The organism is Serratia sp. OLAL2 (assembly GCF_002752475.1).
Lineage (GTDB): Bacteria > Pseudomonadota > Gammaproteobacteria > Enterobacterales > Enterobacteriaceae > Serratia > Serratia bockelmannii.
The window spans coordinates 61,104-75,777 of record NZ_MSTL01000018.1 but is presented as its reverse complement, the minus strand read 5'-3'; the positions used below and the strand labels follow the sequence as shown (position 1 = coordinate 75,777).

At 59.0% G+C, this 14,674-nt stretch carries 17 protein-coding genes; 6 read left to right on the top strand and 11 right to left on the bottom strand.

Annotated elements, in window-relative coordinates; genetic code table 11:
- Window positions 1–25: 25 nt before the first annotated feature.
- From murJ to rimJ, 4 genes are all read right to left on the bottom strand, one after another.
- Window positions 26–1,561, bottom strand: a complete 1,536-nt coding sequence (gene murJ / locus BVU99_RS13865) for a murein biosynthesis integral membrane protein MurJ (RefSeq protein WP_043143599.1) — start codon at window positions 1,559–1,561, stop codon at window positions 26–28.
- 106 nt (window positions 1,562–1,667) lie between these two features.
- Window positions 1,668–2,588: a Gfo/Idh/MocA family oxidoreductase gene (locus BVU99_RS13860; RefSeq protein ID WP_060447818.1), complete on the bottom strand. Its 921-nt coding sequence runs from the start codon at window positions 2,586–2,588 to the stop codon at window positions 1,668–1,670.
- The gene (locus BVU99_RS13855; RefSeq protein WP_099817157.1) at window positions 2,581–3,228 is read right to left on the bottom strand and encodes a YceH family protein; all 648 of its coding nucleotides are present in this window, start codon (window positions 3,226–3,228) and stop codon (window positions 2,581–2,583) included. The genes BVU99_RS13860 and BVU99_RS13855 overlap by 8 nt, the downstream gene beginning before the upstream one ends.
- A gap of 9 nt (window positions 3,229–3,237) precedes the next feature.
- Window positions 3,238–3,822 carry a ribosomal protein S5-alanine N-acetyltransferase gene (rimJ, locus tag BVU99_RS13850; protein ID WP_089196531.1) on the bottom strand — a complete coding sequence of 195 codons (585 nt, stop codon included), beginning with the start codon at window positions 3,820–3,822 and terminating at the stop codon, window positions 3,238–3,240.
- Between the two features lie 346 nt (window positions 3,823–4,168).
- Between rimJ and mdtH the strand changes: the two genes are divergently transcribed.
- The 5 genes from mdtH (at window position 4,169) to BVU99_RS13825 (ending at window position 8,862) form a co-directional block, all read left to right on the top strand.
- Complete coding sequence (mdtH, locus tag BVU99_RS13845) at window positions 4,169–5,374, top strand: multidrug efflux MFS transporter MdtH (protein WP_043143594.1); 1,206 nt, start codon at window positions 4,169–4,171, stop codon at window positions 5,372–5,374.
- Between the two features lie 73 nt (window positions 5,375–5,447).
- Window positions 5,448–5,696, top strand: coding sequence for a hypothetical protein (locus BVU99_RS13840; protein WP_043143592.1), 249 nt, complete (start codon window positions 5,448–5,450; stop codon window positions 5,694–5,696).
- Window positions 5,697–5,823: 127 nt separating this feature from the next.
- Window positions 5,824–6,471, top strand: a complete 648-nt coding sequence (gene grxB / locus BVU99_RS13835) for a glutaredoxin 2 (RefSeq protein ID WP_099817156.1) — start codon at window positions 5,824–5,826, stop codon at window positions 6,469–6,471.
- A 34-nt stretch (window positions 6,472–6,505) separates the two neighbouring features.
- Window positions 6,506–8,146 (top strand): AarF/UbiB family protein, encoded by a 1,641-nt coding sequence (locus tag BVU99_RS13830; RefSeq protein WP_089195965.1) that lies wholly within the window; start codon window positions 6,506–6,508, stop codon window positions 8,144–8,146.
- Between the two features lie 152 nt (window positions 8,147–8,298).
- Entirely contained in the window at window positions 8,299–8,862 is a 564-nt protein-coding gene (locus BVU99_RS13825) for a lipoprotein (RefSeq protein ID WP_025303147.1), read from the top strand.
- Between the two features lie 56 nt (window positions 8,863–8,918).
- Here the strand turns inward: BVU99_RS13825 and yebF are convergent, their stop codons facing one another.
- From yebF to cspC, 5 genes are all read right to left on the bottom strand, one after another.
- Complete coding sequence (gene yebF / locus BVU99_RS13820) at window positions 8,919–9,278, bottom strand: protein YebF (RefSeq protein ID WP_049209172.1); 360 nt, start codon at window positions 9,276–9,278, stop codon at window positions 8,919–8,921.
- A gap of 70 nt (window positions 9,279–9,348) precedes the next feature.
- Window positions 9,349–9,657, bottom strand: a complete 309-nt coding sequence (gene yqfB / locus BVU99_RS13815) for a N(4)-acetylcytidine aminohydrolase (RefSeq protein WP_004927562.1) — start codon at window positions 9,655–9,657, stop codon at window positions 9,349–9,351.
- A gap of 39 nt (window positions 9,658–9,696) precedes the next feature.
- Window positions 9,697–10,020, bottom strand: a complete 324-nt coding sequence (locus tag BVU99_RS13810) for a YebG family protein (protein ID WP_025303149.1) — start codon at window positions 10,018–10,020, stop codon at window positions 9,697–9,699.
- Window positions 10,021–10,108: 88 nt separating this feature from the next.
- Window positions 10,109–11,491, bottom strand: a complete 1,383-nt coding sequence (gene dbpA / locus BVU99_RS13805; RefSeq protein WP_043143580.1) for an ATP-dependent RNA helicase DbpA — start codon at window positions 11,489–11,491, stop codon at window positions 10,109–10,111.
- 147 nt (window positions 11,492–11,638) lie between these two features.
- Window positions 11,639–11,848 (bottom strand): cold shock-like protein CspC, encoded by a 210-nt coding sequence (gene cspC / locus BVU99_RS13800; protein ID WP_004927572.1) that lies wholly within the window; start codon window positions 11,846–11,848, stop codon window positions 11,639–11,641.
- A 246-nt stretch (window positions 11,849–12,094) separates the two neighbouring features.
- Here cspC and purT point away from each other — a divergent pair, with 246 nt between their 5' ends.
- Complete coding sequence (gene purT / locus BVU99_RS13795; RefSeq protein WP_049209168.1) at window positions 12,095–13,273, top strand: formate-dependent phosphoribosylglycinamide formyltransferase; 1,179 nt, start codon at window positions 12,095–12,097, stop codon at window positions 13,271–13,273.
- Window positions 13,274–13,307: 34 nt separating this feature from the next.
- Here purT and BVU99_RS13790 read toward each other — a convergent pair whose 3' ends face one another.
- Together BVU99_RS13790 and BVU99_RS13785 are read right to left on the bottom strand one after the other, a co-directional pair.
- Window positions 13,308–13,547, bottom strand: coding sequence for a YoaH family protein (locus BVU99_RS13790; RefSeq protein WP_025303152.1), 240 nt, complete (start codon window positions 13,545–13,547; stop codon window positions 13,308–13,310).
- Between the two features lie 70 nt (window positions 13,548–13,617).
- Window positions 13,618–14,619: a glycosyltransferase gene (locus BVU99_RS13785; protein ID WP_099817281.1), complete on the bottom strand. Its 1,002-nt coding sequence runs from the start codon at window positions 14,617–14,619 to the stop codon at window positions 13,618–13,620.
- Window positions 14,620–14,674 lie beyond the last annotated feature (55 nt).

Sequence of the window (14,674 nt, the reverse complement as noted above, 5' to 3'; positions counted from 1 at the left end):
GACCTTTTTTATTCTTGCATTCGACTCAGGCGACGCGGCGCGCAAAATCACGCGGGCGGAAACCCAACCCGGCCAGCACGCCGAAGTAGGCCACCACGCCGGCCACGACCACCGCCGCCAAGCGCAGCAAACGCTCCAGCATATTGCCCTGATCCCAGGCCGGCATCAGCCACATCACACCAATCAGCACCGCCGACATCACCAGCACGGCGATCACCAGCTTGGTGAGGAACAGTGCCCAACCCGGCTGTGGCTGGAAGATCTTCTGCTTGCGCAGCTGCCAATACAACAACGTGGCGTTCAGGCAGGCCGCCAAACCGATCGACAGCGCCAGACCGGCATGCTTAAGCGGACCAATAAACGCCAGGTTCATCACCTGTGTCATGATGAGCGTGATGATGGCGATCTTGACCGGCGTTTTAATGTCCTGCCGCGAATAGAAGCCTGGCGCCAACACTTTAACCACGATCAGCCCCATCAGCCCTACCGAGTAAGCCACCAACGCGCGTTGCGTCATCGCCGCGTCAAAGGCGCTGAACTTGCCGTACTGGAATAACGAGACGGTCAACGGCTTGGCCAAAATACCCAGCGCGATGGCGCTCGGCAACGCCAGCAGGAAGCACAGGCGCAGCCCCCAATCCATCAGGCGCGAATACTCGTCGTGGTTGCCGCTTGAGAAGCTTTTGGCCAGCGACGGCAGCAGGATGGTGCCCAACGCCACGCCCAACACGCCGGACGGAAACTCCATCAGGCGGTCAGCGTAGTACATCCAGGACACCGAGCCGGACACCAGGAACGAAGCGAAAATGGTGTTGATGATCAGCGAGATTTGGCTGACCGACACCCCGAGGATCGCCGGCCCCATCTGGCGCATCACGCGCCAGACCCCGGCATCACCCAGTTTGAGGCGCGGCAATACCAGCATGCCGATCTTGCGCAGGTGCGGCAGCTGATAACCCAGCTGCAGCACGCCGCCCACCACCACCGCCCAGGCCAGCGCCAGCACCGGCGGGTGGAAATACGGGGCGGCGAACAGCGCGAAGCCGATCATGCTGACGTTAAGCAACGTGGGGGCAAAGGCCGGGATCGAGAAGCGGTTCCAGGTATTGAGAATAGCCCCCACCAGCGACGCCAGTGAGATCAACAAAATGTAGGGGAACGTGATGCGCAGCAGCGCCGAGGTCAACGCAAATTTGTCGGGCGTGTCGGTAAAGCCCGGCGCAGTAATGTAGATCACCCAGGGCGCGGCCAGCATCCCCAACACCGTCACCACCGCCAGTACCAGCGTCAACAGCCCGGAGACATAGGCGATAAAGGTGCGCGTCGCTTCTTCACCCTGCTGGCTCTTGTATTCGGCCAGGATCGGCACGAAGGCCTGCGAAAACGCGCCTTCGGCAAAGATACGGCGCAGCAGATTAGGGAGTTTGAACGCCACGAAGAAGGCGTCCGTTGCCATGCCGGCCCCGAACACGCGCGCGACGATCGCATCGCGGGCAAAGCCCAACACCCGCGAAAACATCGTCATCGAGCTGACGGCAGCCAAGGATTTGAGTAGGTTCATGTGGTTGTCTGATAGGTACCGTAAATATCAACGCCTGCAACAGCAGGCGTCAGTGAAACAATCGGCTCAGTTTACGCATCCGGAAAAGAATAGCTACCGCCATATGTTACATAGAGTTATCCCGCAGCAAACGCTCGACCACCCGCTGGGCGACCAGCGCCTGTTCGCCGCCGGTTTCCGGCGCGCTCTGGTTGGCGACGGCATCAAGGAAATGCCGTACCGCCCCGTCGAAGCCGCGTTGCACCAGCGTGCTTTGCCAACCCGGCACCGGCTGTTCCAACTCACCCTGTACATCTTCACGCAGCCAGTGACGCATATCGGTCAACTGATACAGCGCGCCGTCGGTCACCGCCTGCACGCTTTCGCGCTGGCTGCCGCCGCGGCGATGCATACTGGTCGTCACCTGCGTGTCGCCGCAGGCGAAGTGGTGCTCGGCGTACAGCATTTCGCCTGCGGCGTTGGCCCGTAAGCTGCCGCTCAACAGTTGCTCGCGTCCGCCCGCCAGCCACAGCGCAGTGTCTACCACGTGCAGGTAATCATCCAATAGGGTAAAACGCAGATCGTGCGGACCGACGCTGTCCGCCCGATGTTTATCCATACGGATAGAGGCCGGCTGGTTCATTTCCAGCTTGAGCTGCCGGTAAAGCGGCGCGAAACGGCGGTTGAACCCCACCATCAGCGTTTTGCCTCGCCGCTCGGCCAACTCGAGCAGCTGCTCGCCCTGCTCCAGCGTTTCCGCCAGCGGCTTATCGACGTAAACGTGCACGCCGCGGTTTAGCAGCTCGCCAATGACCGAAAAATGGCTGGCGGTGCTGCTGTGGACAAATACGGCGTCGCACTGTTCGGCCAGGCTGTCCAGCCGGGAGAAACAGGCCATGCGGTAGCTGTCGCACAGCGGCTGCGCTTTTTGCTGATTGGGCGAAAAACCGCCCACCAGCGTCCAATCCGCCGCTTGGCCGAGGATTGGCAGGTAAGCCTTCTGCGCGATACTGCCCAATCCCACCACGCCTACTCGTAATTTAGTCATTCGCATCCCTCGCCAACAGGTGTTGCAGCTGCCGTTTCAGCTCCGCCACTTCGTTTTCCAATGCGCTGACCCTGGCGCTCAGTTCGCTGTCTTCCTCGAATTCGAACGCCGCCGGCGGCGCTTCATCAATCTGGCCGCTGAACAGATGCATGAACCGGCTTTCGCGCTTGCCCGGCTCACGAGCCAGGCGCACCACGAACGGGCCATCTTCCCGCGTGGCCAGCTGTTGCAGCACCTGCTCGACCTCGCTGACATCGCTGAACTCGTGCATCCGATTGGTGCGGGTGCGTAGCTCGCCCGGTGTTTGCGCACCGCGCAGCAACAAAGTGGCGATCACCGCCAGTTCGGCGGGTGAAAGTTTCAGCTGGCCAAACTCGGAATTGCAAAACCGCTGCTCGTATTTCACTACCCGATTGCCGAATCCGCTGAGGGTGCGCAGGAAATGTTTGCGCAGCAACAGATCGAGGAGTTGCTGCACCTCACTCTCGCTCAGATCCATCACCGGCTCGCGGTTGGTCTTTTGGTTACAGGCCAGGGTAATGGCGTTAAGCGAAAGCGGGTATTGGTCCGGCGTCGTCACCTGTTTTTCCAACAGGCAGCCGATGACCCGGGCCTCTTTGGCGTTCAATTCATATTTCATCGTTTGGCCTCAACGTGGGGGGAGCCACTCTTTATTGGTGTATGCCGTCAAAACGTGGTCTTGCCACTGGCCATCGATCAGCAGGTAATCCTTGGCGTAACCTTCGCGTTCGAATCCCAGACGCGTCAGCAATGCGCCACTGCGATAGTTGTGCGGCATATAGTTGGCCATGATGCGGTGCATGCGCTGTTGGCGCAGCATATAGCGGATGGCGGACTGCAAGGCTTCGAACATCAGCCCTTGCCCCTGCCATTTCTCCCCCAGCGAATAGCCGAGGAAACAGGCGTGAAACGAACCGCGCAACACGTTACTGAAGTTCGCCACACCGCGGACTTCCTGCTCTTCCGGATCGAGCAGGATAAAATAGTAGGCGCTGCCCTGCTTTTGCATTTCAGCGATCATCCCCAGGCGCGCCTGCCAGCCGGACGGATAACAGTGGCTTTCATCGCGCACCGGCTCCCAGGGTTTGAGAAAGGTCCGGTTCTCGGCATAATAGTCCGCCAGACGATAGGCGTCCCGTTCATGCACTAAACGGACCACCATCCGGTCGGTAGTAAGACGTACTTTTGGCGATGCAGAGCGGTAGCCGAACATCATTTCCCCCGCAGTCAAAACGGTTCGATAAGAAGTATTTATTGGGAAGTCGCATGGTGAATTATCCGGCGCCGATCTAATGCCATGACTTTATTTAGCCAATAGCGCCTCAGAACCGCACTTCCCTGCATTCAATATAACCGTAGCCCGCCCCCGAGGTAAAATCCCGGTCGCTCAGTAAATCGCCGAACACGCGTTTTACGGCGTTTTTCCGCCCATTTTGCAGTGCAGGTAACACCTTGACGATAAAAAAATATTATCTACTCCGCCCCTGTCGCCGCCCGGCAATTGGGTAGAGAATGGTGGGGTTGCCTTCCCCCTCTCTCTTAATTGCTCATGGTGATGCATGTCTCTGGTGTCGCAAGCGCGCAGCTTGGGTAAATATTTTCTGTTGCTCGACAACCTGCTGGTGGTTTTAGGCTTCTTTGTCGTGTTCCCGCTTATTTCGATCCGCTTTGTCGATCAATTAGGGTGGGCGGCGCTGATCGTCGGCATCGCGCTGGGTTTGCGTCAGCTGCTGCAACAAGGGCTCGGCATCTTTGGCGGCGCCATCGCCGATCGCTTCGGCGCCAAGCCGATGATCGTCACCGGCATGCTGCTGCGCGCCGCCGGTTTCGCTACCATGGCGATGGCGGATGAGCCTTGGATCCTGTGGTTCTCCTGCGCGCTGTCCGCCCTCGGCGGCACGTTATTCGATCCGCCGCGCACCGCTTTGGTAATCAAGTTGACCCGCCCGCATGAACGCGGCCGTTTTTTCTCGCTGCTGATGATGCAGGACAGCGCGGGGGCGGTGGTCGGCGCGCTGATCGGCAGTTGGCTGCTGCAGTACGATTTCCACTTTGTCTGCTGGGTTGGGGCGGCGATCTTCGTGCTCGCCGCTGGCTGGAACGCTTGGCTACTGCCGGCTTACCGCATCTCTACCGTGCGTATACCGATGAAGGAAGGCATGTTGCGGGTACTGCGCGATCGCCGCTTCCTCACCTATGTCCTGACGCTGACCGGTTACTATATGCTGGCGGTACAGGTGATGCTGATGCTGCCGATCGTGGTCAACGAAATCGCCGGTTCACCGGCGGCAGTAAAATGGATGTATGCGATTGAAGCGGCGCTGTCATTGTCGCTGCTCTATCCGTTGGCGCGTTGGGGAGAAAAACACTTCCGGCTTGAGCAGCGCCTGATGGCGGGCCTGTTGCTAATGACGCTCAGCCTGCTGCCGATTGGCCTCGCCACCACCCTGCAGGGGGTGTTCACACTGATCTGCTGCTTCTATCTGGGATCGATTATCGCCGAGCCGGCGCGCGAAACGCTAAGCGCTTCGCTGGCGGATCCGCGTGCACGCGGCAGCTATATGGGCTTCAGTCGCCTTGGCCTGGCGCTGGGTGGCGCGTTGGGTTACACCGGCGGCGGCTGGATGTACGATACCGGACGCACGATGAACATGCCGGAGCTGCCCTGGTTGCTGCTTGGGGCAGTAGGCTTCGCTACGCTGCTGGCGCTGTACTGGCAGTTCAGCCCACGACGCAGCGCCCCGATGATGCTGCGCGGCGGTTAACGCCATAGAAATCCGGCCGAATCGGCAACAGCTGCTATCCTGTTAGTAAAAACACCCACAGGAGCCCGTCGGCATGAGCGAAGAAGCAAAATTACCGCAACTACTCGAACATATGATACTGAACTTGCGCATGATTTATGCGCGTTCCACCCTGGTGGAAAAAGCACTGGCCCACATCCTCGCCAGTGACGCCGGCCTGAAGGACGATATTATCAAGCAGCTGCAGGTCGTCACCGCCGCCAACGAACGTGACAGAATCGACCTCGAAGAAGCTCGCATTCACCTGATCGATGTGCTCAACTCGGTACCGGCCAAGAAATAACGCCCTCTAGCCCGTGCCGGTGCGCGGGCAATATCGCAATAACGCACCATCCAACACACGCACGTCAAGACAGCCTCGATAAGCTGTGGTAACTATTGCTGTTAAAACCTGACAACCCGGAGCAAGCATGAAACTGTTCATTTACGATCATTGCCCATTCTGCGTTAAAGCCCGCATGATTTTCGGCCTGAAACGTTTGCCGATTCGCCTGGTCACGTTGCTCAACGACGATGAGACGACCCCGTTCAACCTGATCGGCAAAAAAATGGTGCCGATTCTGATTAAAGACAACGGTGAAGCGATGCCGGAAAGCCTGGATATCGTGCGCTATGTCGATGGGTTGGACGGCAAGCCGGTCCTGACCGGCCGCACCAACCCGGCTATCGCCGAATGGCTGCAGCGGGTCGGCGGTTACAGCGCAAAATTGCTGCTGCCGCGTATTGCGCACGCCGATTTCGAAGAGTTTGCCACCGCCAGTGCGCGCCAGTACTTTATCGATAAAAAACAGGCGTCAATCGGAGATTTCGCCGAACATCTCGCCAACAGCGCCGATCTGATCGCCCAGTTGGAGGCCGATCTGCAAACCCTGTCACCGCTGATCGTCTCCGCTGTCGCGGTGAACGGCGAGCTGTCCGAGGACGACATTCACCTGTTCCCGCTGCTACGTTCGTTGTCGATCGTCGCCGGGGTTGCGCTGCCGGATAACGTGGAAGCCTACCGCAACCGCATGGCGCAACGCAGCGAGGTGCCGTTGCTACTGGATATGGAACAATAACGTTCGAGAGTCACAAAAAGGACATGGCGTACTGATGTTGAAAATGGTGCTCGCCACCGCTCGCGATCGGGCGCGGCTGAAGGAAATTACCTCCGTTCTGATTCGTTATGGTCTGCAAGACGTTCTGCGCTTGCTGGGCCTGGGGGCATTGCTGCGCGGTGTCCGCGGCGAGCCCGCCCTGCAGGACGCACAGACCCTGCCTGAACGGCTGCGGGAGGCGCTCGAGGCGCTGGGCCCCACCTTCGTCAAATTCGGTCAGATCCTGGCCACGCGTTCTGACCTCCTGGATCCGGCCTGGACCGACGAACTGGATCGCCTGCACAGCCAAGCGGCGGTATTGCCATGGGAGACACTGGCGCCGCAGATCGTTGCCGATCTGGGGGGCGAGCCCGAGCACCTGTTTGCCGAGTTCGATCGCACGCCGCTGGCGGCAGCGTCGATGGCGCAAATTTACCGCGCCCGCTTGCACAGTGGCGAACAGGTGGTGGTGAAAGTGCTGCGGCCCGGCCTGGCGAAAACCATCCACGCCGATCTGCGGCTGCTGGCCTCGCTGGCGGAAACCGTGGAGCAGCAGAGCCCCACGCTGGCACGCTATCGGCCGCGGCAGATGGTCCGAGCGCTGGCGACGGCGCTCAATCACGAGCTGGATTTGACTCACGAAGGGCATAACTGCGATCGCGTCGCCAAGATGTTTGCACGAGAACCCGACGTGGTCGTGCCGAAAATCTATTGGCAATGGTCGTCTCCGCGTCTGTTAGTGCAGGAATACTTGCCCGGTACCGCGCCGGAGAACCCTCAGCAATTGGCGGCGGCAGGCTTTGACGGCCCGCTGCTGGCACAACGCGGCGCCCGCGCCTTTATGAGCATGGTGCTGGAGCATCGGCTGTATCACGCCGATCCCCACCCCGGCAACGTCATGGCGCTGAGCGGTGACCGCGTCGGTTTTATCGACTTCGGTATGGTGGGCCAGCTGTCCGAGCGGCGGCGCAACCAGTTGCTCCTGCTGCTGCAGGCCATCGCCGATCGCCAATCCGAAGGCATCGTTAACACGCTGATCGCCTGGTCGGACAGCGAACCGTTGGACCTGCTGGATCTGGAGTTGGCGGCGCAAAACTTTCTCGACAAACAGGCCGCCGCCACCCTGACGCTGGGCAAAGCCTTGACCGACCTGCTGGTGATGGCGCGTGAACACCAGCTGGCGCTGCCGCCCGATCTGGTGCTGCTGTTCAAGGCGTTAATCACCGCCGACGGCGTACTGCACCGATTGGATCCGGCCTTCGACATCGTCGCCACGCTCAAGCCGATGCTGCAACAAACGGTGCTGCAGCGCTATGCCCCCGACGCCGTGCGCCAGCGGTTGTTGGCCCTGGGCGGGGAAGCGCTCGACGCCGGAGAGGAGCTGCCGCAAACCCTGCGGTTGTTGGTACGTCGCCTGAAGCGGGGGCAGCTCAATGCCGAGATCAACGTCAAGAACCTCGGCCAATTGAGCAAAGCGCTGGAACGCGCCGCCGTCACGCTGGCTATCGCCATCGTCACCGCCGCTTTTGCTCTGGGCCTGGCGCCTTATCTGATGCATTCTTCGCTGCGGCTGTGGGGCATCCCGCTGTTCCCGCTGTTGGGGAGCGCGGCCTGCGTGGCCGGCGTAATTCTCTTGGCGCTACGATTGCGGCGCTGATGCTTTCGGCGTTATCCGATAGGTCTCACCCGCTTTTGCGCGCACTATCCTTTGCACATCGCCGCCTGTCGTTTTCACGCGCAGGCGGAACGTTTATAATGATTAATCAATTATCTGCAGCACTTTTCGCCAGCAGTCGCAATGAGGCATTAATGAAGAAGATCCTGATGGGCGCAGCCGCCCTGCTGTTCGCCGGCGTATTGGCCGGTTGCAATCAACTGACCCAGTACACCCTGAGCGAGCAGGAAGTGAATGATTACCTGCAGAAACACAACGACTATCAGAAGCAGATCGGCGTGCCCGGCTTGGTGGACGCCAATATCGTGCTGACTCAGCTGCAAAGCCAAATCGGCCGCAGCGAACCGGGTAAAGTTACCCTTTCCGGCGACGCCAAGGTCAATATCACGTCGATTCTCGGCCCGCAGACCGCGGATCTGAAGCTGACGCTGAAGGCGCAGCCGGTTTACGACCGGGCGCAGGGCGCCATTTTCCTCAAGGACATGGAGCTGACTGATTACAGCGTGCAGCCGGAAAAAATGCAGACGGTAATGAAAGCGCTGACGCCGTATCTTAACCAGTCACTGAAGTCTTACTTCGACCAAAAGCCAGCTTATGTGCTAAATCCTGACAACAGCAAAACCGAAGCGCTGGCCAAAAAACTGGCGAAGGGGTTGGAAGTGAAGCCGGGTGAGTTGGTGATCCCGTTCAGCGACTGACCTCGTCTTGATGCATCAAGCCCGCCACCAGGCGGGCTTTTTATTGCGAAACAGTATTACTGCGGCGCACTGTAGGCGATTTCGCCGGTGTTGCAGTTGAGCGTCACGTTGTAGGTTTTATCTGCCTTGGTGCCACGCACCGTCAACGGTACCTGCCACACCTGATCCTTGCCGGTGATGGCATCCGGGCTCACCCAGGCGATCGGGGTTGCGGTGCCCAGCAGTTTTTTGTCCGCCTCCCAACGCGTGATGCGGTTCTGCAAGAAGTCGCGCTTGACCTGGGCGGCGATATCCGCCGGCTGCAGGCCTGCACACTGCCCCACCTTGGCGGTGCGTTGCTCTTGATCCTGCGCCCACACCGCGGTTGATGCTCCCATCATGGCCAACAAGGCGATAGCCAAACCCATTTTTTTCATATGTCCTCCCGTTGTGATTAGCGCTATCCGGGCGCCCATCCCTGGCTCACAACAGGGTTTCGGCAAAGAGTTACCGTTTGACGAACTCGATGACAAACAGCGCATCCAGGCCCGGATAGATTTCCTTGATCACCTGCTTCAGTTCGCCGAGCGACATGTTTTCCTGCTGTGCGTGGCGTTCGGTCAGCGCATCCAGGCGCACCGGCGTTACCGACAGCACTTCGATAAAACAGAAAAAGACGCCGTCTTCATTGCGGCTTACGCGCAATACCTCGCCCGGTTCGAAGTGCGACTCACTGGCATCCCGAATGGTGATGGTTTTACGCCCGGCCAGAATGTCTTGCTCAAAGCGGCTGAAGAAAGTTATTTCACGGCTCATTTTAGATCCTTTTTCATCACAACACCGCAACATAAGTCATTATGCTGCTTGCTTTTCTGACGCAGATCCCTCTTTTGGGTTAGATGTCGCTTTTTTCGCTTTGCTTTCCGCCGGTTTTTTGAGGGTTTCCGCCGGCGAAGCGCCACGCAAAATCAGACCCAGCGCGTCCTTATTCTCCGCCAGGAAGAAGCTCAAGCCTTCGCGCTGTTCGTCATCCAGAGTCAGCGGCGCCTGCTGCAGCCACTCCCCGAGGTTGTCCGCCAGATCCAGCATTTTGTCGTAGGCGTCGGCTTCTTTCTTGCTCGCGAAAGTCATTTTTTCCTCACCGTTTCTCACCACCACATATTTAACTTCAACCGCCATGCGTGCGTCCTCAAATACTCAAATTACTGTAATTATGTACAGTATAAATAGATCGTGGCGGGAAGGCAAACCGCCGCCCGCCTTCGGCTTATTTCAGCAGCCGCACCTTGCAGCTTTTGCCTTTGATTTTGCCCTGCTGCAACTGTTGCAGCGCCTTGCGCGCGCTGGCTTTGCGGATTGCGACATAGGCATGCACTGGGAACATGTCAATCTTGCCCACTTCCGCCGCTGTCAGCCCGGCATCACCGGTCAGCGCCCCGAGAATATCGCCGGGACGGATCTTCGCCTTGCGGCCGCCGTCGATGCACAGAGTCACCATCTCCGCCTCCAGCGAGCCGTTGGCCGCCCCGCTCAGCTCGGACACCGGCGACCAGTCGACGCTCATCTGCAGATAGTCTTCAATCGCGTGCGCCCGCGCCATTTCCTGCGGCGTGCACAGGCTGATCGCCAACCCGCTCATGCCGGCGCGGCCGGTACGGCCAATACGGTGCACATGCACTTCGGGATCGAACGCCAGCTCGTAGTTGACCACCAGCTCCAGCTCTTTAATATCCAGCCCGCGTGCGGCAACGTCGGTCGCCACCAATACCCGGCAACTGCGGTTGGCGAAACGCACCAACACCTGGTCGCGGTCGCGCTGTTCCAGATCGCCATGCAGCGCCAGCGCGCTGATGCCGCGGGCCTCCAGGGCCTCAAGCACCGTCTGACAATCGCGTTTGGTATTGCAGAACACCACGCAGGACGCGGGTTGATGATAGCGAATAGCCGACACCAGGAGCGCCGGGCGCTGATCGCGCGTAGTCTCATAAAAGCGTTGTTCGATGGAGGCCTGCGCTTCTCCATCGTCCACCTCGACGCTCAGCGGCTGGCGTTGAACGCGCGCGCTGATGCGCTCGATACCTGCCGGGTACGTGGCGGAAAACAGCAGCGTCTGACGTTGCGGCGGCGTATAGCTGATCACATCGTCTATGTCGTCGGCGAACCCCATGTCCAGCATGCGATCGGCCTCATCCAGCACCAGCACCTTCAGCTCGTCCAGCTGCAGCGTTTTCTTGCGCAGGTGTTCCTGGATACGGCCCGGCGTCCCCACCACGATGTGCGGCGCATGCACTAGCGAATCGAGCTGCGGCCCCATCGGCTGACCGCCGCACAGCGTCAGGATCTTGATGTTTTGCGTGAAACGCGCCAGGCGGCGCAGCTCTTTGCTCACCTGATCGGCCAGCTCGCGGGTGGGACAGAGCACCAGCGCCTGCGTGGCGACCTGACCGACGACGATACTGTTCAGCAGACCAATGCCGAAGGCCGCCGTTTTACCGCTGCCGGTTTTCGCCTTGGCGCGCACGTCCCGCCCTTGCAGGATGGCGGGCAATGCGGCGGCCTGTACCGGCGTCATTTCGGCGTACCCCAGTTCGTTGAGGTTGGCCAACTGTTCGGCTGGCAGCGGCAGGGAAGAAAAAGAAACTGTGCTCACGGCGATAACTCTTATATGACGAATGGAATGGCGGCGCGCCCGCAGGTTGGCGCCGAATCAGGGGTAAATGATAACAGAGATGGGCGGCGTTACGGGGTGCGGGCATAAAAAAACCCGCCGGCGGCGGGTTTCTTGGCAACGCAGTCGTTAAATCGCAACGACGTTGGCTGCAGCAGGGCCACGTTGGCTGTCCTGGATGGAGAATTCAACCTGCTGGCCTTCAGCCAGGGTTTTGAACCCATCGCTAACGATAGCGGAAAAATGAACGAAAACGTCTTTAGAACCGTCGGCAGGCGTGATGAAGCCGAAACCTTTGCTTTCGTTGAACCATTTAACGTGACCAGTGATCTTGCTCATTTGTGTTTCCTTTACTTGATAAACCTGCCTTAACGGCACGAGACGCGAAAACCCTGTGATATGTAGGCCTTCTTTCGCCGTCGGTTATTAACGCATAATCGCTCATGCAGGGCAAATATTTCTGTTTGTTATAAAAACAGTCAGTTAGCAACAAACCTGGCGCAGCGGCTGTGAACGCAATCGTTTTCGTATATACTGCCCGCCGATCATCAATCCGCTTACTTTCACCGATCCAGGTACGACACTATGTTAACGATTGGAACCGCCCTGCGCCCTTCCGCCACCCGCGTTATGTTGCTCGGCTCCGGGGAGCTGGGTAAAGAAGTCGCCATTGAATGCCAGCGCCTCGGTCTGGAAGTGATCGCCGTCGATCGCTATCCCGACGCCCCCGCCATGCATGTGGCGCACCGCAGCCACGTCATCAATATGCTGGATGGTGACGCGCTGAAAGCCGTTATCGAACAAGAGCGGCCTGACTATATCGTTCCCGAAATCGAAGCGATCGCCACTGCCATGCTGGTCGAGCTTGAACGCCAGGGCCACCGCGTGGTGCCCTGTGCCGAAGCCACCCGCCTGACGATGAACCGTGAAGGCATCCGCCGTCTGGCGGCGGAAGAGCTCGCTCTGCCCACCTCAAGCTACCGCTTTGCCGACAGTGAAATCGCCTTCCGGCAGGCGGTCGAACACATCGGCTACCCGTGCATCGTCAAACCGGTGATGAGCTCCTCCGGCAAAGGCCAAAGCCTGATCCGCACGCCCGAACAGCTGCAAAGCGCCTGGGATTACGCCCAACAGGGTGGTCGTGCCGGTGGTGGCCGGGTGATCGTCGAAGGGCTGGTAAGATTTGATTTTGAAATTACACTGCTGACCATCAGCGCCGTGGACGGCGTGCATTTCTGCGAGCCGATCGGCCATCGTCAGGAAGACGGAGATTATCGCGAATCCTGGCAGCCTCAGCGTATGTCGGCTACGGCGCTGAGCCGTGCTCAGGCTATCGCGGAGAAGGTGGTGAAAGCCCTGGGTGGCTTCGGCCTGTTCGGCGTGGAGCTGTTCGTCTGCGGCGACGACGTGATCTTCAGCGAAGTGTCGCCACGCCCGCACGATACCGGCATGGTTACGTTGATCTCACAGGATCTGTCTGAGTTCGCCCTGCACGTGCGCGCGTTTCTCGGTTTGCCGATCGGCGCTATCCGCCAGTTCGGCCCTTCCGCTTCGGCGGTGATCCTGCCACAGCTCACCAGCACCGATGTGCGCTTCAGCGGATTGGAAAACGCGCTGCGCGGGCACAACCAGCTGCGTCTGTTCGGCAAGCCGGAAATCGCCGGCCAGCGCCGCCTGGGTGTAGCGCTGGCGACGGCGGACACCACGGAACAGGCGGTGGAACAAGCGAAACAGGCCGCCACCGCAGTGGTGGTCAACGGTTGACACTCACGGGGCCGCTTGCGCGGCCCCGATAACATCAATAGTCTTCGTCTTCTTCAGCATCGTCATCCCGCGACGCCTCCGGTGCGGCATCCTGCTGCTCGTCTTCGTCATCGAACAGCACCGCAACCTGAGCGCCCTGATGCTGCTCACGAATTTCCTGCGCAACGCGAGCAATGGCCTCACCGCTGCTCATGCCCTGTTCCATCAGCTGATGGATGCGATCCGCCGCTTCCTGCTGCTCCGCGTGGCTCAGTAATGGCATACCTGCATGCATGTGTCGTTCTCTCCGGCAAAAGGGAGAGCGAGTATACGCGCTAACGCGACGGATCCCAACGTCTTGTGGCTCAGGCCGGTTGCGAACAGCCGTTATCGCTGCGCCACTGCTTCAGGCGATGCCGCCACAGCATGACATGCCACCCCTGCTTCAGGCCGCGCGTATTGGCGAACATCGCTCTGTCGATGCCGCGCTGATAGAACTCTTCGGTAATCTGACTCTGGGCGGCCGGATCCGGCTCACGACGGATACTGTGACAAATGCCCAACGCCTCACGGGTGATTTGCCAATGGAAAGCGGGACGAATGGCGACAGTGCCCGGATAGCGCCGGTTGAGCCGCTCCAGCATTTCGACGATTTTCATATAGTGACGCTGATACTCTACGTTCGCTTTGCCGGTGCGACGACGGTTACTGATCGACTTGTCGTGCACCCGTTGCCGGTACAGCGGCGTGCTTAAATATTTGACCCGTTTGGCATTAAACATGACTTCCGTCGTCCAGGGAATATCCTGGTGATGCAACCCCGGCTCAAAATAAAGCCGATGCTGGCGAATAAAATCGAGGCGATATATTGCCAGCCATACAACATGAATAAACTTTCGCGACTTCAATGCACGTTCGAACCACTGAACGCCAGTGATAACGTCGGTAGTGCGTAAACGCGCCTCGGGAAAAATCGGCTGTAATTCGTCTTGGCTGGTAAAATAGCGTTCACCATTACATTGCATCACGTCTAATTGGTGTCGTTCTGCCTGTTCCAACAGCGTGGAATACATCTCGGGCGCCAATAAATCGTCGGCGTCCGGAAACGCCACATATTTACCTCGGGCAACGGCGAGCCCGGCATTACGTGCATTAGAAACGCCGGCATTGGCTTGATCGATCACGCGAATATGCGGATGCACCGCCGCGTAACGGTGCGCAATCTCTCCCGAACCGTCGGTGGAACCATCGTTGACGATGATCACCTCCAACCGTTGCTCGCGCTGGGCCAGCAGCGAGACCAGGAACGGCTCCAATAACTCCCCCGCATTGTGCATCGGGACGATGACGCTCAGCATTAACGACATAGGCAGCTCTTCAATAATAATGTAACAAAATGATAATTTTATTTTTTTGAAAAAT

What these genes read in the sequence shown, in the direction of transcription:
- murJ (WP_043143599.1), bottom strand. Translation starts at nt 1,561, where the DNA reads ATGAACCTACTCAAATCCTTGGCTGCCGTCAGCTCGATGACGATGTTT.
- BVU99_RS13860 (WP_060447818.1), bottom strand. Translation starts at nt 2,588, where the DNA reads ATGACTAAATTACGAGTAGGCGTGGTGGGATTGGGCAGTATCGCGCAG.
- BVU99_RS13855 (WP_099817157.1), bottom strand. Translation starts at nt 3,228, where the DNA reads ATGAAATATGAATTGAACGCCAAAGAGGCCCGGGTCATCGGCTGCCTG.
- rimJ (WP_089196531.1), bottom strand. Translation starts at nt 3,822, where the DNA reads ATGTTCGGCTACCGCTCTGCATCGCCAAAAGTACGTCTTACTACCGAC.
- mdtH (WP_043143594.1), top strand. Translation starts at nt 4,169, where the DNA reads ATGTCTCTGGTGTCGCAAGCGCGCAGCTTGGGTAAATATTTTCTGTTG.
- BVU99_RS13840 (WP_043143592.1), top strand. Translation starts at nt 5,448, where the DNA reads ATGAGCGAAGAAGCAAAATTACCGCAACTACTCGAACATATGATACTG.
- grxB (WP_099817156.1), top strand. Translation starts at nt 5,824, where the DNA reads ATGAAACTGTTCATTTACGATCATTGCCCATTCTGCGTTAAAGCCCGC.
- BVU99_RS13830 (WP_089195965.1), top strand. Translation starts at nt 6,506, where the DNA reads ATGTTGAAAATGGTGCTCGCCACCGCTCGCGATCGGGCGCGGCTGAAG.
- BVU99_RS13825 (WP_025303147.1), top strand. Translation starts at nt 8,299, where the DNA reads ATGAAGAAGATCCTGATGGGCGCAGCCGCCCTGCTGTTCGCCGGCGTA.
- yebF (WP_049209172.1), bottom strand. Translation starts at nt 9,278, where the DNA reads ATGAAAAAAATGGGTTTGGCTATCGCCTTGTTGGCCATGATGGGAGCA.
- yqfB (WP_004927562.1), bottom strand. Translation starts at nt 9,657, where the DNA reads ATGAGCCGTGAAATAACTTTCTTCAGCCGCTTTGAGCAAGACATTCTG.
- BVU99_RS13810 (WP_025303149.1), bottom strand. Translation starts at nt 10,020, where the DNA reads ATGGCGGTTGAAGTTAAATATGTGGTGGTGAGAAACGGTGAGGAAAAA.
- cspC (WP_004927572.1), bottom strand. Translation starts at nt 11,848, where the DNA reads ATGAGCAAGATCACTGGTCACGTTAAATGGTTCAACGAAAGCAAAGGT.
- purT (WP_049209168.1), top strand. Translation starts at nt 12,095, where the DNA reads ATGTTAACGATTGGAACCGCCCTGCGCCCTTCCGCCACCCGCGTTATG.
- BVU99_RS13790 (WP_025303152.1), bottom strand. Translation starts at nt 13,547, where the DNA reads ATGCATGCAGGTATGCCATTACTGAGCCACGCGGAGCAGCAGGAAGCG.
- BVU99_RS13785 (WP_099817281.1), bottom strand. Translation starts at nt 14,619, where the DNA reads ATGTCGTTAATGCTGAGCGTCATCGTCCCGATGCACAATGCGGGGGAG.